Consider the following 18943-nt stretch of genomic DNA (forward strand, 5'->3'; position numbering starts at 1 on the left):
TGGCTTACATCATGCCGCCCATGCCGCCCATACCGCCCATGTCTGGCATACCGCCGCCAGCACCGCCGTCTTTCTTCGGTGCATCAGCAACAGCGGCTTCGGTGGTCAGGATCAGACCGCCGATCGACGATGCAGCTTGCAGAGCGGAACGGGTAACCTTGGTTGGGTCCAGGATGCCCATTTCGATCATGTCGCCGTATTCGCCAGTCGCAGCGTTGTAACCGAAGTTACCTTTGCCGTTCTTGACTTCGTTGACCACAACGCTTGGCTCGTCACCGCTGTTGGCAGCGATCTGGCGCAGCGGTGCTTCAACGGCACGACGCAGAACAGCGATACCCACGTCCTGATCAGCGTTGTCGCCTTTCAGATCGTTCAGGGTTTGCAGAGCACGGATCAGTGCAACGCCACCGCCAGGTACCACGCCTTCTTCAACGGCTGCACGGGTAGCGTGCAGGGCGTCTTCAACGCGGGCTTTCTTCTCTTTCATTTCAACTTCGGAACCAGCGCCAACCTTGATCACTGCAACGCCGCCGGACAGCTTGGCCAGACGCTCTTGCAGTTTTTCACGGTCGTAGTCCGAGGAAGTTTCGGCAACCTGTGCACGGATCTGGGCAATGCGGGACTCGATGTCGCCGGCTACGCCAGAACCATCAACGATGATGGTGTTTTCCTTGGAGATGGTCACGCGCTTGGCGCTGCCCAGGTTTTCCAGGGTAGCGGCTTCCAGGCTCAGGCCGATCTCTTCGGAGATAACGGTACCGCCGGTCAGAACGGCGATGTCCTGCAGCATGGCCTTGCGACGGTCGCCGAAGCCTGGAGCCTTGACGGCCGCGACTTTAACGATGCCACGCATGTTGTTCACGACCAGAGTCGCCAGGGCTTCGCCTTCAACGTCTTCGGAAACGATCAGCAGTGGACGGCCGGCTTTGGCAACGGCTTCCAGCACTGGCAGCATTTCGCGGATGTTCGAGATCTTTTTGTCGACCAGCAGAACCAGCGGGTTGTCCAGCTCGGCAACCATGGTTTCCGGCTTGTTGACGAAGTACGGGGACAGGTAGCCACGGTCGAACTGCATGCCTTCTACAACCGACAGTTCGTTTTCCAGGCCAGTGCCTTCTTCAACGGTGATCACGCCTTCTTTACCGACTTTTTCCATGGCTTCGGCAATGATGTCGCCGATGGAGTTGTCGGAGTTGGCGGAGATGGTGCCAACCTGAGCGATTGCCTTGGTGTCAGCGCATGGCTTGGACAGGTTTTTCAGCTCTTTGACGATGGCGATGGTCGCCTTGTCGATGCCGCGCTTCAGGTCCATCGGGTTCATGCCGGCAGCGACGGCTTTCAGGCCTTCGTTGACGATCGACTGAGCCAGAACGGTAGCGGTGGTAGTACCGTCACCAGCGTCATCGTTGGCACGGGAGGCAACGTCTTTGACCAGCTGCGCGCCCATGTTTTCGAAACGGTCTTCGAGTTCGATTTCTTTGGCGACGGAAACGCCGTCCTTGGTGATGGTCGGAGCGCCGAAGCTCTTCTCGATGATCACGTTACGGCCTTTCGGGCCCAGGGTCGCTTTTACCGCGTCAGCCAGGACGTTGACGCCTTTGAGCATTTTCTTGCGGGCGGAATCGCCAAACAGAACTTCTTTAGCAGCCATGATCGATATTCCTTAAATACTTTGTAGTCGCGGGAAAATGAGCGGGTAATCAGCCTTCGATAACAGCGAGGATTTCGTTCTCGCTCATTACCAGCAGGTCTTCGCCGTCGATTTTCACAGTGTTGCTGCCGGAGTAAGGACCGAACACAACCTTGTCGCCAACCTTGACGGCCAGTGCGCGCACTTCACCGTTTTCCAGTACGCGGCCGGTGCCGACTGCGAGGATTTCACCGCTGTTGGCTTTTTCAGCAGCCGAACCTGGCAGGACGATACCGCCAGCGGTTTTCTTTTCTTCTTCGCTGCGACGGATGACGACGCGGTCATGCAGAGGACGAAGCTTCATTGTCGATCTCTCCTAATTGTGGTTTTCATCGGCCGGTGTAGTCCCGGCGGGTTTAACAAAGTCCGGCGGTGCCGGGTGCGGTTCGTCAAGCGAACCGCGGAAGTCTGTCTGGCGTGATCGCCAGAAACCTTGCGGTGACCGTTACATAAGGGCGCATAAGCTTATTACAAGGGTGGGCATCGAAAAATTTTCATGTCGATGTCCCGCAAACGAACACGGCACCCGAAGGTGCCGTGTCGCTGAGGTGTTACTTGGTATCGCGGTGTTCGAACTCGCCTTCGATCACATTGGGCTCACGACCCAAGGGTTCGCGCGGTGCAGGACCGCCACGGGCCTGGAGGTCATCGGCAAACGCCCGTTGGCGGATCGCCTGCTCTTCGGCGCGCTGGCGCATTTTATTGGCCAGCAGCCGACGGCTGATCGGCAGCAGCATGATCAGGCCGATCACGTCGCTGATGAAGCCCGGCAGGATCAACAGACCACCGGCCAACGCCAGCATCAGGCCTTCGAGCATGGTCTGGGCCGGCAACTCGCCGCGGTTCAGGCTTTCACGGGCACGCAGCGCCGTGGCCAGGCCGGCGATGCGCAGCACGAACACGCCGAACATCGAGCCGAGAATGATCAGCAGCAGGGCCGGGAAAAACCCGATAGCCCCTGCCACCTTGACGAATACGAACAGCTCCAACACCGGGAACAGCAGAAAGAGCAACAAAAAAGGGCGCATCAAATGGTTCCTCAACGCAAGAATGCCTTGCCAGTTCACCTTAGATGACGTCGCCGTTTCGTGAATTCAAGCGTCGGCCACTTCATTTTTCGGCCAATGTTCAGCGTGAGCCAGGAAAACCAAGGCTTCGCGAACTTGTGTCGGCGTATTACACGACCCTTGGAACGGCAGCCAGTACAGGCTTTGACCGATGCGCAGGTGCATGCCTTCGGTGTCGATACCGACCAATTGTGCTGGCGAAGTTTTCGGCAAACCCGCCAGGTCCACGTAATGGGCAATGGCCTTGGCGTGATCCGCGTTCATGTGCTCGACCATGCTGATTTCAGCCTTGCCGGCGAACGGGTTGGCCAGCGTCAGCTCGTTGACCCAGTGAATCGCACCAAAACCACCAATGTAACGGTGACGCACAGGCGTCAGTACCCAGAAATCGAAATCGTGGGCATTGTGGTAGCCCTGCGACTCCGGGAAATAGCGGTAGTAACGCTCGGCGGCTGCTTCGATGGAAGTTTCGTCTTCGAGCTGCCGTGCTTCAGCCAGATAAGTCAGACGACCGACCGCCTGTACGTCTTCAGCGCCGCGCTCACCCACGAACAACGAGCATTTCGGGTCTTTTTGCAAATTGTGCGTGTGCTGGGCGATACGGCTGATCAGGATCAGCGGCCGGCCCTGCTCGTCCAGACAGTACGGAACTACGGAGCCGAACGGGAAACCGGGCATTGATTTGGAGTGCGTGGAGAGCACTCCACGGTATTCCTTGAGAAGCAATTCTCGTGCATGCTTAGCCGCTTCAACGCTCAATTTATGACTCCTTATATAGAATCCGTCAGAAAAACGGACGGGCTGCTGGTGGAAAGTCCCAGCACGCCATCGGGGCAGTTCTCATGTGCAGCCAGGCCACGTCAGGTGCAGATCGAGAGGCTCTCTAAGGAAACCACTCAGACCTGCTACCGGGGCATGCGAATGCAACTCACTGACAAAGTAATCATTATCACTGGCGGTTGCCAGGGTTTAGGCCGCTCGATGGCCGAGTATTTCGCGGGCAAAGGCGCGAAGCTGGCCCTGGTCGACCTGAACCAGGAAAAACTCGACGACGCGGTGGCCGCCTGCAAGGCCAAAGGTGTCGATGCTCGCGCTTATCTGTGCAACGTCGCCAATGAAGAGCAAGTAACGCATATGGTCGCCCAGGTTGCAGAAGACTTCGGCGCGATCCACGGCCTGATCAACAACGCCGGGATCTTGCGTGACGGTCTGCTGCTCAAGGTCAAGGACGGCGAAATGACCAAGATGAGCCTGGCACAGTGGCAGGCGGTGATCGACGTCAACCTGACCGGCGTGTTCCTGTGCACCCGTGAAGTCGCGGCGAAAATGGTCGAGCTGAACAACAGCGGCGCGATCATCAATATCTCGTCGATTTCCCGCGCTGGCAACGTCGGTCAGACCAACTACTCCGCCGCCAAGGCCGGTGTCGCAGCCGCGACCGTGACCTGGGCCAAGGAACTGGCGCGCTACGGCATTCGCGTGGCAGGCATTGCACCGGGCTTCATCGAAACCGAAATGACCCTGGGCATGAAGCCTGAAGCGCTCGAGAAGATGACTGCCGGGATTCCGCTCAAGCGTATGGGCAAGCCTGACGAGATCGCCCATTCGGCGGCGTACATCTTCGAGAACGACTATTACACCGGTCGGATTCTGGAGATGGATGGCGGGTTGCGGATCTAAGCCCAACCCAAAACCAATGTGGGAGCGGGCTTGCTCGCGAAGGCGATAGATCAGTCAACTTATTGGTTGAATGACACACCGCTTTCGCGAGCAAGCCCGCTCCCACATTGGGTCAGCGCTTATCTGGCGAATATCAATCGTCGCTGACGCTGATATTCGGCATCGCCGGCGTCAACGCTTCCTGCAACACAATTCGCGCGCCAACGTGGCGAGCCAGCTCCTGATATACCAGCGCTATCGGGCTGTCCGGCTCAGCGATCACCGTTGGCTTGCCGCCATCGGCCTGCTCGCGGATGGCCATAGCCAGCGGCAACGAGGCCAGCAGTTCGACGCCGTACTGATTAGCCAGTTTCACGCCGCCGCCCTCACCGAACAGATGCTCGGCATGTCCGCAGTTCGAGCAGATGTGCACGGCCATGTTTTCCACCACGCCCAGTACGGGAATGTTGACCTTGCGGAACATTTCCACGCCTTTGCGCGCGTCGAGCAACGCCAGGTCTTGTGGTGTGGTGACGATCACGGCGCCGGCTACCGGGACCTTCTGCGCCAGGGTCAGCTGGATATCGCCAGTGCCTGGCGGCATGTCGATGACCAGATAATCCAGGTCGCCCCAAGCGGTTTGGGTCACCAGTTGCAGCAAGGCGCCGGAAACCATGGGCCCGCGCCAGACCATCGGTGTGTTGTCGTCGGTCAGGAAGGCCATGGACATCACTTCGACGCCATGGGATTTGAGCGGCACAAACCACTTCTGGTCCTTTATTTCAGGACGAGTGCGCTCCGGGATGCCGAACATGATGCCCTGGCTCGGACCGTAGATGTCCGCATCGAGAATACCGACCTTGGCGCCTTCGCGGGCCAGGGCCAATGCCAGGTTGGCAGCGGTGGTGGATTTACCCACGCCACCCTTGCCGGAAGCCACGGCCACTACGTTCTTGACGTTGGCCAGGCCAGGAATCTGCGCCTGGGCCTTGTGCGCGGCAATGACGCTGGTGATGTCGACGCGGGCCGACGTTACGCCGTCGAGGCCTTCGATAGCCATTTGCAGCATCTGCGCCCAGCCGCTCTTGAACAGACCGGCGGCGTAACCCAATTCGAGCTGGACGCTGACGCGGTCGCCCTGAACTTCAATGTTGCGCACGCACCCGGCGCTGACCGGGTCCTGGTTCAGGTAAGGGTCGGTGTATTGGCGAAGGACGGCTTCCACCGCTGCGCGATTGACGGCGCTCATGGGCAACTCCGAAAACAGGACTTGGAAAAGATGACGGGTATCGTACCTGTTCCGGGTCCGAGGCGGCATGCTTGTAGATCATTTGTTGCCAACGCATAACCGTGGCGAGGGAGCTTGCTCCCGCTGGGTGGTGAAGCCGCCCCAATTTCGACTACCCGGTTCGGCAGACAGATCGCGTTACGACTGCTGCGCAGCCGAACGGGAGCAAGCTCCCTCGCCACAATTATTGCGATCGCCGCATCCGGAAACAGGCTCACAGGGTGAAAAATATGCGCTGGCGCTTTATAGTGGCCGACCTCCGTTTCATCAAGTAGCCGAGCCCCATGTCCGAGCCACGCAAGATCCTCGTCACCAGCGCCCTGCCCTACGCCAATGGTTCGATTCACCTTGGCCATATGCTGGAATACATCCAGACCGATATGTGGGTGCGCTTCCAGAAGCACCGCGGCAACCAATGCATTTATGTCTGCGCCGACGACGCCCACGGTTCGGCGATCATGCTGCGCGCGGAAAAAGAAGGCATCACCCCGGAACAACTGATCGCCAACGTCCAGGCTGAACACAGCGCCGACTTTGCCGAGTTCCTGGTGGACTTCGACAACTTCCACTCCACTCACGCCGAAGAAAACCGTGAGCTGTCGAGCCAGATCTACCTGAAGCTGCGCGACGCCGGGCACATCGCCACGCGTTCGATCACGCAGTATTTCGACCCGGAAAAGAAAATGTTCCTGGCCGACCGCTTCATCAAGGGCACCTGCCCGAAATGTGGCACCGAAGACCAGTACGGCGACAACTGCGAAAAATGCGGCGCGACCTACGCGCCAACCGATCTGAAAGATCCGAAGTCGGCGATCTCCGGCGCCACGCCGGTGCTCAAGGATTCCCAGCACTTCTTCTTCAAGTTGCCGGACTTCCAGGAAATGCTGCAAACCTGGACCCGCAGCGGCACCCTGCAAGACGCCGTGGCCAACAAGATCGCCGAGTGGCTGGACGCCGGCCTGCAACAGTGGGACATCTCCCGCGATGCGCCGTACTTCGGTTTCGAAATCCCTGACGAGCCGGGCAAGTACTTCTATGTGTGGCTGGATGCGCCGATCGGCTACATGGCCAGCTTCAAGAACCTCTGCGATCGCACGCCGGAGCTGGATTTCGACGCGTTCTGGAATAAAGATTCCACCGCAGAGCTGTACCATTTCATCGGCAAGGACATCGTCAACTTCCACGCCTTGTTCTGGCCAGCCATGCTCGAAGGCGCGGGCTACCGCAAGCCGACCGGCATCAACGTGCACGGCTACCTGACTGTCAACGGTCAGAAAATGTCCAAGTCCCGCGGCACGTTCATCAAGGCCCGGACCTACCTGGATCACCTGTCGCCGGAATACCTGCGTTATTACTACGCAGCCAAGCTGGGTCGTGGCGTCGATGACCTCGACCTGAACCTCGAAGACTTCGTGCAGAAGGTCAACTCTGACCTGGTGGGCAAAGTCGTCAACATCGCCAGCCGTTGCGCCGGGTTCATCAACAAAGGCAACGCCGGCGTGATGGTCGACACCAACGCCGCGCCGGAACTGACCGACGCATTCCTGGCCGCCGCGCCGAGCATCGCCGACGCCTATGAAGCCCGCGACTTTGCTCGCGCCATGCGCGAGATCATGGGCCTTGCCGACCGCGCCAACGCCTGGATCGCCGACAAGGCACCGTGGTCGCTGAACAAACAGGAAGGCAAGCAGGATGAAGTCCAGGCCATCTGCGCCACGGGCGTCAACCTGTTCCGTCAGCTGGTGATCTTCCTCAAGCCTGTGCTGCCGCTGCTGGCCGCCGATGCCGAGGCATTCCTCAACGTCGCGCCACTGACCTGGAACGACCACGCGACCTTGCTCAGCAATCATCAGCTGAACGAGTTCAAGCCGTTGATGACCCGAATCGACCCGGTCAAGGTGCAAGCCATGACCGACGCTTCGAAAGAAGACCTGACCGCCAGCCAGACCGACACCGGTGCAGCCGCGCCTGCGGGCAATGGCGAACTGGCCAAGGACCCGCTGTCGCCGGAAATCGAGTTCGACACTTTCGCGGCAGTCGATTTGCGCGTCGCACTGATCGTCAAGGCTGAGCACGTGGAAGGCGCGGACAAGCTGTTGCGTCTGACCCTCGACATCGGCGACGAGACGCGCAACGTGTTCTCCGGCATCAAGAGTGCTTACCCGGACCCGTCCAAGCTCGATGGTCGCCTGACCATGATGATCGCCAACCTCAAGCCACGGAAAATGAAGTTCGGCATCTCCGAAGGCATGGTGATGGCGGCCGGTCCTGGCGGTGAAGAAATCTACCTGTTGAGCCCTGACAGCGGCGCCAAGCCTGGTCAGCGCATCAAGTAAGTTTCTGCGGTAAACCGATCCCACAGTCGTGCCTGGCGCGACTGTGGGATTTTCATGTCTGGCCCATACTATCTATCAGGTCTGGCTTCTTTCAGGAGTTATCCAGCATCGGATATGGACGATCATGACCGAAGCACTGCTTACGCTCATCAGCACAGCCTTGATCAACAACCTCGTGTTGCACTGGCCACTGGGCGTCGATCCGCTGTTGGCCAGCGAGCGGCGGCAGGTCCATGCGCTGGGTATCGCGACCACGTGTTTGATGCTGATCACCGGCATGATCGGCTACGCGCTCTATCACTGGCTGCTGATGCCACTGGATCTGACAGCCCTGCGTCTGTTCGTGTTTCTACCGCTAAGCGTTTTGCTGATCGGCCCACTACTGAAGGTGCTTTCAAAGGCCTTTTCGAAGTTGTCGTTCGAAGGCCTTTGGCCGCTGCTGTTGGGCAACGCGGGCGTGCTTGGGGTGGCGTTGCTCAACGTCCAGGATGACCGTGGTTTGTTTCACGCCGCAGCCCTCAACCTCGGTGCCGGGCTGGGTTTCTGGCTGGTACTGAGCCTGTTCAATGACCTGCGCCAGCGCACACTTGATAATGATGTTCCCCTGCCCTTTCGTGGCTTGCCGATCGATCTGATCGGCGCCGGATTGATCGCAGTGGCCTTTCTCGGATTCAGCGGACTGATCAAAACATGAGTCTGATTCAACGCATCGACGCGCTCTTGCCGCAGACCCAATGCGGCAAGTGCGGCCATCCCGGATGCAAGCCCTACGCCGAAGGCATCGCCAGCGGCGAGCCGATCAACAAGTGCCCACCGGGTGGCAACGAAACCATCAACGCCCTGGCCGAACTGCTGAACGTGCCGGTGCTGGAACTGGATGTCGGCCGGGGTTCGGCTCCGGCGCAAATTGCCTACATCCGCGAGGCCGAATGCATCGGCTGCACCAAATGCATTCAGGCCTGCCCGGTAGACGCCATCGTGGGTGCGGCCAAGTTGATGCACACGGTGATCATCGACGAGTGCACCGGTTGTGACCTCTGCGTAGCGCCGTGCCCGGTGGACTGCATCGAGATGCATCCGCTGCCAACGGCCACGGTGCTGCCGATTGTCGGTGGCCTGGCGTTCAGTCTTGAAGAGCAACGCGCCCGCGCCGCCAAACGCAATCACGCGCGGGACCGTTTCGAGCAACGCAACGCCCGTTTGCGGCGCGAGGAACAACAAAAAGCCGCCGAGCGCGAGGCCCGTGCACAACGAGCCGCCCAACCGAGCGAAGTGAAGCTCGACCCGGTGCAGGCCGCCCTTGAGCGCGTCCGCGCACAGAAGGTCGCCAATGCCGATGCGGCGTTGAAAAAAGCCAAGATCGATGTGGCCATGAGCCGCGCGCAACTGACCAAGTCGCTCAAGGCGTTCGGTCATCCGCCGACCTTCGAACAGCAGTCGCAGTTGATTGTCCTGCAACAACAGTTTGAAGGCGCTGAACAAACCCTGGCGCAGCTGGAAAGCACCACGCCACCAGCACCGGCGCCCGTTTCTGCGCCAGCGCCAGCGAAGGATGTCGAGCTGAAACGGGCGAAGATCCAATTGGCCATGCGCCGCGCCGAGCTGAAGAAAGCCCAAACCAGCGAAGCACCGGCCGAGCAGATCGAAGCCCTGGAGCAGGCACTGCGCGAAGCCGAACGGCAGGTGGACGCCCATGCCACCCCTTGAATCGGTCGACGAGCGTCTGCAGCAGGCCATGAAGCTGGTTCTGCTGGCGACGCTGCCAGGCACGCTGGCGTTGTTCTGGTTTTACGGTTGGGGCGTGCTGATCAACCTGATCCTGGCAGGCATCGGCGCGCTGGCCGCTGAAGCGGCGGTGCTGCGATTGCGCAAGCGCGCGCTCAAGCCAACCTTGATCGACGGCAGCGCTCTCGTCAGCGCCACACTGCTGGCATTGGCCTTGCCGCCTTACTGCCCGTGGTGGCTGACAGTCAGTGCCGCTGCCTCGGCCATGCTTTTCGGTAAGCATCTGTATGGCGGCGTCGGCAGTAATCCGTTCAATCCGGCGATGCTCGGTTTTGCCTTGGTGATGGTGGCGTTTCCGCAACAAATGACCCACTGGCCAGCGTCCCATGGCATGGATCTGTCGGGCGGTATCCAACAAGTATTCGGTTTCGGCGAAAACCCGGACGCCTGGGTCCGGGCCACCGCACTAGACAGTCTTCGAATCAACAAAAGCCTGACCATGGATGAACTGTTCGCGGCGAATCCGGCGTTTGGGCGCTTCGGCGGCCACGGCGTGGAATGGGTGAATCTGGCCTTTCTCGCGGGTGGTGCATTTCTGCTGCAACGACGCGTGTTCAGCTGGCATGCGCCGGTCGGCATGCTTGCCAGCCTGTTCATCATCAGTCTGTTGTGCTGGAACGGATCGGGCTCCGATTCCCATGGCTCACCGTTGTTTCATTTGCTCACCGGCGCCAGCATGCTCGGTGCGTTCTTTATCGTTACGGAACCGGTATCGGGCGCCAAAAGCCCGAGTGCGCGCCTGCTGTATGGCATTGGCGTCGGGCTGCTGACCTATCTGATTCGTACGTGGGGCGGCTATCCGGACGGCGTGGCTTTTGCCGTGCTGTTGATGAACCTCTGTGTGCCGGCGCTGGAGCGATTCGTCGCGGCCAGACAGGAGCGGACTACGCCATGAGCCGAGCGTCGAGCGTTGTCATCCTGGCGCTACTGGCTACCTTCGGGATTGGCCTGAGCTATCTGGCGCAGCACAACAGCACACCACGGATCGCGGCTGAGCAGCGCCTGATCGACAGTCGCAACCTGCTGGACCTGCTGCCGCCCGACAGCTACGACAATAAGCCGCTGGAGCAACCGCTCACACTCGAAAACACCGCACTGGGCAACAGCACGCTGCTGGCGGGCTACCGGGCGACCAAGGCCAACCAGGCTTACGCCGTGTTGTTGCGTAGCCAGACCGTGGGCTATGCAGGCACTATCGACTTGCTGATCGCCATCGACCTCAATGGCAGGCTGATGGGCGTCAAAACCCTCAAGCAAACCGAAACCCCGGGACTCGGCGCGCGAATTGCCGACTGGCCCAACGCCTGGCTTCAAACGCTTTCCGGTAAGTCCAGAACTGATCCTGACGACAAAGGTTGGGCCTTGAAAAAGGATCAAGGACAGTTCGATCAGATTGCCGGGGCGACCATCACTTCAAGAGCAGTGATCAACGCCACCCACGATGCACTGCGCTATTTCGATGATCATCGGCAACAACTGCTCGGGAGCGCTCCCCATGAGTAAATCATCGCTGCTGCAGAACTCATTGATGCTCGCGCCACTCATCGGCGCCACCGGGTCACTGGTGAACGCTCTGGGCCTGTGGCTGATGTTCATGGTCGTGATCAGTGTTTTTGGCCTGGGCATGAACGCCTTGCGGTCGAGTCTGCTTCCCGCGACTCACTTGCCGGCAAGCGTACTGCTTGCGGCAACACTGACCAGTTGCGCCGAACTCGGCGCGCAAGTCTGGTCGCTGCAATGGCATCAACAGGTGGGGATCTACGCGGCGTTGATTGCCCTGCAATGCGTAGTGCTGGAACACAGCGGGTTCTTTCAAAGCACTTGGCGAGATCGTCTGCGCCTGTGCGGCCTGTTCGGCGGATTGATGGTGGGCCTGGGCCTGCTCCGCGAACTCGTGGGTTACGGCACACTCGGCAATCATTTACCGTGGCTGGTTGCTGCCACGCATGCGCAATGGCAAGGCTGGGTGCTGACCGACGACGACGGCTTGCGTCTGGCCACGCTGGCCCCTGGTGGTTTCATCCTGCTGGGATTGCTGATTGCCGGATGGAAAGCCTGGCACCACCCCGCACTTTCAAACTGACTGTCTTCGAGGAAACGCACTGCCCATGAATGCCGCAAAACGTCTGGAAATTTTCCGCAGGTTGCATGAAGACAACCCGGAACCGAAGACCGAACTGGCCTATTCCTCCCCGTTTGAATTGCTGATTGCGGTGATTCTTTCGGCGCAATCGACCGATGTCGGCGTCAACAAGGCCACGGCAAAACTGTACCCGGTCGCCAATACACCCGCGGCAATCCATGCCTTGGGCGTCGAAGGGCTGTCGGAATACATCAAGACCATCGGCCTGTTCAACAGCAAAGCGAAAAACGTGATCGAGACCTGCCGCTTGCTGGTGGAGCGTCATGCCGGTGAAGTGCCGCAGACTCGTGAAGAACTTGAAGCCCTGCCCGGCGTGGGCCGCAAGACCGCCAACGTGGTGCTCAACACCGCATTCCGCCAGTTGACCATGGCTGTGGACACCCACATTTTCCGGGTCAGCAACCGCACCGGCATTGCGCCTGGCAAGAATGTGGTCGAGGTCGAGAAAAAACTGATGAAATTCGTGCCCAAGGAATACCTTCTCGATTCCCACCACTGGTTGATCCTTCACGGACGCTACGTTTGCCTGGCCCGCAAGCCTCGTTGCGGCAGTTGCCGGATCGAAGACTTGTGCGAATACAAGCAAAAGACCTCGGACGATTGAGCCACTATTGGATTTATTGATTTATCGATTGAAAAAATCTTTTTTACCCGCCGGGCGATTGTCGATATAAGGAGCCCCAAAGGCAGCCTTAGCCTGGAGTAACTAAATGAGCACTGGCAAAGAGCAAATGGACGTAGAGGACGACTTCACTCCTGTTGAGGACGCTGAAGCCGAATCTGTGGTTGAAGTAGCGAAAACCAACCTGAGCAAGCGCCGCACCATCGACAACCTGCTGGAGGAGCGCCGACTGCAAAAGCAATTGGCCGATTACGACTTTGATTTATGACACCTGAAAGCCTCCCGAAACGGAGGCTTTTTTCTTTGTACCGACCGCGGTAAATGCCCATTCATCGCGCATCGGAATTGCAGATAAAAATCACACTAATCCGTTGCGCTGAGCCAGCTCGATCAGATCGACCAGCGAACGCGCATTCAACTTCAACAGCAATCGGGTCTTGTAAGTGCTGACGGTTTTATTGCTGAGGAACATTCCATCGGCAATTTCCTTATTGGTCTTGCCCCTGGCCAACTGTTGCAGAACCATCATTTCCCGCCCTGACAGACGATCCACCATATCGGCTTCACTCGCATTGCCCAGACTGGCACGTACGGTATGCAAGGCTTGATTTGGGAAGTAACTGTAGCCGGACAAAACCGCCTTTATTGCACTGAGCAGTTCCGTTAGATCCTGTTGTTTGCAGACGTAGCCGGCGGCCCCCGACTGCATGCATCGCATGGAAAAGTGCCCCGGCGCCTGGGAAGTCAATATCAGAACTTTCATGGGCATCGCTGCCGAGGACAGTCGTGCAATAACTTCCAGCCCATCCAGTTTCGGTATTCCTATATCCAGAATGACAATATCCGGCATATGTTCACGGGCAAGTTGCAATGCATCCACGCCATTATCCGTTTCTGCGATGACTTCGTAGCCATGACGCTCCATCAGCATACGTACCGCAAGACGAATGACGGGGTGATCATCCACGATCAGCACTTTATTCATGGGCAAGTCCAATTTTCGCTGTTCGAATTTTTAGAGCCCGCACAATAGCCTAGTCGTTTCCCCCATGGCATGCCGCTCCCCCCGGCCACCCGCACCGAGAGACATTCCCTACAAACATCGCGGATTAATCTTACAAAAACTCCTCGAACTCAGCGTAGCAAAAACTGTATCGGCGTTACGCAAGCGATTTTTTCAGGAAGTTTTTTGTATCGACTTACAACTAAAAAACTGGACAACGCGCTCCGCAGTAACAATTCAACGAGCCTCCAGTAGCAAATCCAACTTAAAAGTAACGACTATTTACGACGATCTGACTCATAACAGAAATATCACACACGAAGTATCCACATACTCTTACAGCGAAAAATAAAAACTGAACAATCATTAATAGCGTACAAACAAACCAGCACCACCCAAACGAGGTATATTCAAAATAAATATTCAAACCCAAAAACCCACAAACCAAACACAATCCTTCATTCAATTTTCGAGAAAAGACAAAACAAAATGAGTAGACAACATGATAAAAAACCAAAAGAGAATCACCAACCCTATTACTGTTATTGCCATATTCGCGACCCTGTCGGAAACTTCCGCTGCCGTTTCACTGCCTTTTCTGGATAACAAAGAACGGGAAATCTACATCTGGTTCCTGATAGTTTTTCCTTTTTACTTGCTGCTCCTGTTCTTCGCCACGCTCAATTTCAACTACCGGTCGTTGTACGCGCCTTCAGACTTCGCAAAGGGAAAGGACTTCCTAAAAGTACTGGACGGTGAGACCCAGCGGGATGGGTCCATAAAAGATCGTCGGCCCACCAGTCCTTGTACTGCACAAGCTCCACCAGTCGAGACGCGCACGGTTAAGCATCACGTTCGGTTGCACGAGTCACTGGCAGACCTGTACATCATCGATGCACGCTGGATGAGCAAAAAAATGGAATTCAGCACGTTGCTGGAAAAGACAGAGGAATTACCGGAAAGACAGGCTCACGTATTTCTGTTTCTCACAGGTGAGGATTCAGAAAGATTGCTTAAAGAATGCGCACTCAAATACTCAAAACAGGCAAAAAAACGCGGCAATGCCACTTTCTGCGTTGTTTACAATTTGAGTTCACATGGGATGACGGTGATTGATCAGTGCAGCGACTGACACACAACAATCGACAGCGAAAACGCTTTCAGATCGGTGGCCTCGTCGCTGACGAGACCACCCATCCATTACCCGCTCAAGGCCTTAGAACAGCTTGCGGCCTTTGTTGGCGGCGATGCGCATGCGCAGCGCGTTGAGCTTGATGAAGCCCGCTGCGTCGGCCTGGTTGTAGGCGCCGCCATCTTCTTCGAAGGTGGCAATGTTGGCGTCGAACAACGACTCATCGGACTTGCGACCGGTGACGATCACGTTGCCCTTGTACAGCTTCAGGCGCACAACGCCATTCACGTGAGCCTGGGACGCATCGATCATCTGTTGCAGCATCAGACGCTCAGGGCTCCACCAGTAACCGGTGTAGATCAGACTGGCGTACTTCGGCATCAACTCGTCTTTGAGGTGAGCGACTTCGCGGTCCAGGGTGATCGACTCGATCGCACGGTGAGCGCGCAGCATGATGGTGCCGCCTGGGGTTTCGTAACAGCCACGGGACTTCATGCCCACGTAACGGTTCTCGACGATGTCCAGACGACCGATACCGTGTTCGCCACCGATACGGTTCAGGGTCGCCAGCACGGTGGCCGGGGTCATTTCGACGCCGTCCAGTGCGACGATGTCGCCGTTGCGGTAGGTCAGTTCCAGGTACTGCGCTTTGTCAGGAGCCTTCTCCGGGGAGACGGTCCATTTCCACATGTCTTCTTCGTGCTCGGTCCAGGTGTCTTCCAGCACGCCGCCTTCATAGGAGATGTGCAGCAGGTTGGCATCCATCGAGTACGGGGATTTTTTCTTGCCGTGGCGCTCGATCGGGATCGCGTGCTTTTCAGCGTAATCCATCAGCTTCTCACGGGACAGCAGGTCCCATTCGCGCCACGGAGCGATCACTTTCACACCTGGTTTCAAGGCGTAGGCGCCCAGTTCGAAACGAACCTGGTCGTTACCCTTGCCGGTGGCGCCGTGGGAAATGGCGTCAGCGCCGGTTTCGTTGGCGATTTCGATCAGGCGTTTGGCGATCAACGGACGAGCGATGGAAGTACCCAGCAGGTACTCGCCTTCGTAAACGGTATTGGCGCGGAACATCGGGAACACGAAATCGCGCACGAATTCTTCGCGCAGGTCGTCGATGTAGATTTCTTTGACGCCCATGGCCTGAGCCTTGGCGCGTGCCGGTTCGACCTCTTCGCCCTGACCCAGGTCAGCGGTGAAGGTCACGACTTCACAGTTATAAGTATCCTGCAGCCACTTGAGGATCACCGAAGTGTCCAGGCCGCCGGAATACGCCAGAACGACCTTGTTTACGTCCGCCATGCCATCACTCCACGGGGTTCTACGGAAAGCCGGGAAGTCTACCGCTCATACAGAATAATTTACAGTGGCGCGACAGCTTATGACGACGAAGCGACAGATTATGTCGAGAGCGCGACGATGACCGATGAGTCAGGAAGTTGCTGACGTGACGGGTTTCGTTGCTTGAGGGGCCACTTGTTCTGGTGGCGCGCCTCGCTCCAGGCGTACGGCTACCCGGCGGTTTTTCGAGCGGTTGGCGTTGTTGGAATTCGGCGCCAGCGGATAACGCTCGCCGTGGAAACGCATGGTGATTTGCGATTCGAGGATGCCGTTGGCCTTGAAGAACTCCATCACCGCCAATGCCCGGCGTCGCGACAGGTCACGATTGGTCAGGCGATTGCCGCTGTTGTCGGAATGGCCGTCGAGTTCGATGTGATTGACCGTCGGATCAGCCTTCATGAACTCCAGCATTACCTGCAACTTGGCTTTCGCGGCTGCGTCCAGATCGATACCACCGCCTGGGAAACCAACTTCGGATTGCTTCACCTGATCGAAGTTCTGCGGCAACAGCTTGGCCACGCAGCCCTGATAATCAGCAAAAGCCTTGTTGAACTTGACCGGCAACAAGCGCACTTCCGATACCCGGCCATCGCCCGAGGCATGCCGGACCACGGGACTGCGCCCGTCCATCAGACCACTGATCAAACGCCCGGCCTGAACCTGAGAACTGTTGAACAGGACATTACCGCTGCCGATCCTCACCGTGCCCAGATTGATGTCGCCACGCCCCGGCTGCCACGGCGCAGCGGCCGCCAACAGGGTAGCCGAGCCACCGCCCATCATTGCGTTGTAGGCATTCAGACGAAACGTCGCCTGCTCGCCTGCGCGACGCACGAACTGGCCCGAACCGAAATCGGTGATCGGCTGAGTCAGGCGGCACTCGAACTTGTCACCTTCGACCGTCCACTCAATGCTCTCCAGACGAGTCTGGAAAGTGAGCGCCATCGCAGGAAGGCTGGCAAACACACTGAGCAAGGCTAAATAACGCTGGCGCACGGGAGGCTCCACTGGCTTCGACAACAAAAAGACCGACACACAGATGTTTACGGCATACCTGTTGGATATCGGAAGCTTGCGGCAAAACTTGATAGCGAGTGCCTGCAAGAGTCTTTTCCGGTAGCATTCCCCTCAGTTTGACCCGCCTGGAATCCCCTCATGTCCGACCGCCTGACCCTGCTGCGTCCCGACGACTGGCACATTCATCTTCGCGATGGTGCTGTGTTGACCAATACCGTCGCGGATGTCGCGCGCACCTTTGGTCGCGCGATCATCATGCCCAACCTGGTACCTCCGGTCCGCAATGCGGCTGAGGCCGACGGCTACCGCCAGCGGATCCTCGCTGCCCGCCCGGCCGGCAGTTCGTTCGAACCGCTGATGGTGCTGTACCTCACCGACCGCACCCAGCCTGAAGAAATCCGCGAGGCCAAGGCCAGCGGCTTCGTGCACGCCGCCAAGCTGTACCCGGCCGGCGCGACCACCAACTCGGACTCTGGCGTCACCAGCATCGACAAGATTTTTCCGGCGATCGAGGCCATGGCCGAAGTCGGGATGCCTTTGTTGATCCACGGTGAAGTCACCCGCGGCGATGTCGACGTGTTCGACCGCGAAAAAATCTTCATCGATGAGCACATGCGTCGTGTGGTCGAGCGTTTCCCTACGCTCAAAGTGGTGTTTGAACACATCACCACCGGCGACGCCGTGCAGTTCGTCAACTCGGCCCCGGCCAACGTTGGCGCGACCATCACCGCGCATCACCTTTTGTACAACCGCAACCACATGCTGGTGGGCGGGATTCGGCCGCACTTCTACTGCTTGCCGATCCTCAAGCGCAACACGCACCAGGAAGCCCTGCTCGACGCCGCCACCAGCGGCAGCGAAAAGTTCTTCCTCGGCACCGACTCGGCGCCCCACGCCCAGCATGCCAAGGAAGCCGCCTGCGGTTGCGCCGGTTGCTACACCGCTTACGCGGCGATCGAGATGTACGCCGAAGCGTTCGAACAGCGCAACGCGCTGGACAAGCTCGAAGCCTTCGCCAGCCTCAATGGCCCGCGTTTCTATGGCCTGCCGGCGAACACCGATCGCATTACCCTGGTTCGCGAAGAATGGACCGCCCCGACCAGCCTGCCGTTCGGCGAGCTGACCGTTATCCCGCTGCGCGCCGGTGAAAAACTGCGCTGGCGCCTGCTGGAGGAACACGCGTGAGTGAAGACCATTTCGACGACGAACAGGAAGGTCAAGGCGGTGGCGGCGGTTCCCGTCACCCGATGGCCGCACGGTTTCGTGGCTACCTGCCCGTTGTCGTCGACGTAGAAACCGGTGGCTTCAACTCGGCCACCGACGCCCTGCTGGAAATCGCCGCGACCACCATCGCCATGGATGAAAAGGGTTTTGTTTACCCTGATCACACCTACTTCTTCCGCGTCGAGCCTTTCGAAGGCGCGAACGTCGAAGCCGCCGCCCTGGAGTTCACCGGGATCAAGCTCGATCACCCACTGCGCATGGCAGTGAGTGAAGAGACGGCCCTGAACGATATCTTCCGCGGCGTGCGCAAGGCACTGAAGGCCAACGGCTGCAAACGGGCGATTCTGGTCGGGCACAACAGCAGTTTTGACCTGGGCTTCCTCAACGCAGCGGTTGCGCGTCTGGACATGAAGCGCAACCCGTTCCATCCATTCTCCAGTTTCGACACCGCGACCCTCGCCGGCCTGGCCTACGGTCAAACCGTACTCGCCAAAGCCTGCCAGGCAGCGGACATCGACTTCGACGGTCGCGAGGCTCACTCGGCTCGCTATGACACCGAGAAGACCGCTGAGCTGTTCTGCGGCATCGTCAATCGCTGGAAACAGATGGGTGGCTGGGAAGATTTCGACGACTGAC

Annotated in this window: 20 protein-coding genes; 12 read left to right on the top strand and 8 right to left on the bottom strand. The window is 58.2% G+C overall.

Translation table 11 applies throughout. The features are described 5' to 3' along the window. Positions 1–4 precede the first annotated feature (4 nt). From groL to V6Z53_RS27345, 4 genes are all read right to left on the bottom strand, one after another. Positions 5–1651, bottom strand: coding sequence for a chaperonin GroEL (groL, locus tag V6Z53_RS27330; protein WP_338582751.1), 1647 nt, complete (start codon positions 1649–1651; stop codon positions 5–7). A gap of 49 nt (positions 1652–1700) precedes the next feature. After that, a complete protein-coding gene (locus V6Z53_RS27335; RefSeq protein WP_338582752.1) occupies positions 1701–1994 on the bottom strand; it encodes a co-chaperone GroES in 294 nt (97 codons plus the stop codon). A gap of 247 nt (positions 1995–2241) precedes the next feature. After that, positions 2242–2718, bottom strand: a complete 477-nt coding sequence (locus V6Z53_RS27340; RefSeq protein WP_075945519.1) for an FxsA family protein — start codon at positions 2716–2718, stop codon at positions 2242–2244. Positions 2719–2784: 66 nt separating this feature from the next. Further along, positions 2785–3516 carry a HugZ family protein gene (locus V6Z53_RS27345; RefSeq protein ID WP_338582755.1) on the bottom strand — a complete coding sequence of 244 codons (732 nt, stop codon included), beginning with the start codon at positions 3514–3516 and terminating at the stop codon, positions 2785–2787. A 162-nt stretch (positions 3517–3678) separates the two neighbouring features. Between V6Z53_RS27345 and V6Z53_RS27350 the strand changes: the two genes are divergently transcribed. Then, the gene (locus V6Z53_RS27350; protein ID WP_338582757.1) at positions 3679–4437 is read left to right on the top strand and encodes an SDR family oxidoreductase; all 759 of its coding nucleotides are present in this window, start codon (positions 3679–3681) and stop codon (positions 4435–4437) included. A gap of 133 nt (positions 4438–4570) precedes the next feature. Here the strand turns inward: V6Z53_RS27350 and apbC are convergent, their stop codons facing one another. Beyond that, entirely contained in the window at positions 4571–5665 is a 1095-nt protein-coding gene (gene apbC / locus V6Z53_RS27355) for an iron-sulfur cluster carrier protein ApbC (RefSeq protein ID WP_338582759.1), read from the bottom strand. A 323-nt stretch (positions 5666–5988) separates the two neighbouring features. Here apbC and metG point away from each other — a divergent pair, with 323 nt between their 5' ends. From metG to V6Z53_RS27395, 8 genes are all read left to right on the top strand, one after another. Then, positions 5989–8040: a methionine--tRNA ligase gene (gene metG, locus V6Z53_RS27360; RefSeq protein WP_338582760.1), complete on the top strand. Its 2052-nt coding sequence runs from the start codon at positions 5989–5991 to the stop codon at positions 8038–8040. 124 nt (positions 8041–8164) lie between these two features. After that, positions 8165–8734 carry an Rnf-Nqr domain containing protein gene (locus V6Z53_RS27365; RefSeq protein ID WP_338582762.1) on the top strand — a complete coding sequence of 190 codons (570 nt, stop codon included), beginning with the start codon at positions 8165–8167 and terminating at the stop codon, positions 8732–8734. Then, the gene (gene rsxB, locus V6Z53_RS27370) at positions 8731–9747 is read left to right on the top strand and encodes an electron transport complex subunit RsxB (RefSeq protein ID WP_338582764.1); all 1017 of its coding nucleotides are present in this window, start codon (positions 8731–8733) and stop codon (positions 9745–9747) included. Before V6Z53_RS27365 ends, rsxB begins: the two co-directional genes overlap by 4 nt. After that, the gene (locus V6Z53_RS27375; RefSeq protein ID WP_338582766.1) at positions 9734–10720 is read left to right on the top strand and encodes an RnfABCDGE type electron transport complex subunit D; all 987 of its coding nucleotides are present in this window, start codon (positions 9734–9736) and stop codon (positions 10718–10720) included. The genes rsxB and V6Z53_RS27375 overlap by 14 nt, the downstream gene beginning before the upstream one ends. Next, positions 10717–11328, top strand: coding sequence for an RnfABCDGE type electron transport complex subunit G (locus tag V6Z53_RS27380; RefSeq protein ID WP_338582768.1), 612 nt, complete (start codon positions 10717–10719; stop codon positions 11326–11328). Before V6Z53_RS27375 ends, V6Z53_RS27380 begins: the two co-directional genes overlap by 4 nt. Further along, the gene (locus V6Z53_RS27385; protein WP_338582770.1) at positions 11321–11908 is read left to right on the top strand and encodes an Rnf-Nqr domain containing protein; all 588 of its coding nucleotides are present in this window, start codon (positions 11321–11323) and stop codon (positions 11906–11908) included. Before V6Z53_RS27380 ends, V6Z53_RS27385 begins: the two co-directional genes overlap by 8 nt. A 25-nt stretch (positions 11909–11933) precedes the next feature. Next, entirely contained in the window at positions 11934–12572 is a 639-nt protein-coding gene (gene nth, locus V6Z53_RS27390) for an endonuclease III (protein ID WP_338582772.1), read from the top strand. Between the two features lie 106 nt (positions 12573–12678). Beyond that, positions 12679–12858, top strand: a complete 180-nt coding sequence (locus V6Z53_RS27395; protein WP_338582774.1) for a hypothetical protein — start codon at positions 12679–12681, stop codon at positions 12856–12858. Positions 12859–12948: 90 nt separating this feature from the next. Here V6Z53_RS27395 and V6Z53_RS27400 read toward each other — a convergent pair whose 3' ends face one another. Then, complete coding sequence (locus V6Z53_RS27400; RefSeq protein WP_338582775.1) at positions 12949–13575, bottom strand: response regulator transcription factor; 627 nt, start codon at positions 13573–13575, stop codon at positions 12949–12951. A gap of 520 nt (positions 13576–14095) precedes the next feature. On the opposite strand from V6Z53_RS27400, the gene V6Z53_RS27405 reads away from it, so the two are divergent. Then, positions 14096–14725: a hypothetical protein gene (locus V6Z53_RS27405; RefSeq protein ID WP_338582777.1), complete on the top strand. Its 630-nt coding sequence runs from the start codon at positions 14096–14098 to the stop codon at positions 14723–14725. Positions 14726–14809: 84 nt separating this feature from the next. Here V6Z53_RS27405 and V6Z53_RS27410 read toward each other — a convergent pair whose 3' ends face one another. Both V6Z53_RS27410 and V6Z53_RS27415 read right to left on the bottom strand, forming a co-directional pair. Then, positions 14810–16027: an argininosuccinate synthase gene (locus V6Z53_RS27410; RefSeq protein WP_008032151.1), complete on the bottom strand. Its 1218-nt coding sequence runs from the start codon at positions 16025–16027 to the stop codon at positions 14810–14812. 129 nt (positions 16028–16156) lie between these two features. Then, positions 16157–17062, bottom strand: coding sequence for an OmpA family protein (locus V6Z53_RS27415; protein ID WP_338582780.1), 906 nt, complete (start codon positions 17060–17062; stop codon positions 16157–16159). 159 nt (positions 17063–17221) lie between these two features. Here V6Z53_RS27415 and pyrC point away from each other — a divergent pair, with 159 nt between their 5' ends. Further along, positions 17222–18268 carry a dihydroorotase gene (gene pyrC / locus V6Z53_RS27420; protein WP_338582782.1) on the top strand — a complete coding sequence of 349 codons (1047 nt, stop codon included), beginning with the start codon at positions 17222–17224 and terminating at the stop codon, positions 18266–18268. Then, on the top strand, positions 18265–18942 hold the full coding sequence (gene rnt, locus V6Z53_RS27425; RefSeq protein ID WP_056853601.1) for a ribonuclease T: 678 nt from the start codon (positions 18265–18267) through the stop codon (positions 18940–18942). Before pyrC ends, rnt begins: the two co-directional genes overlap by 4 nt. The last annotated feature ends 1 nt before the right edge of the window (position 18943 follow it).

Source organism: Pseudomonas sp. MAG733B (assembly GCF_036884845.1).
Lineage (GTDB): Bacteria > Pseudomonadota > Gammaproteobacteria > Pseudomonadales > Pseudomonadaceae > Aquipseudomonas.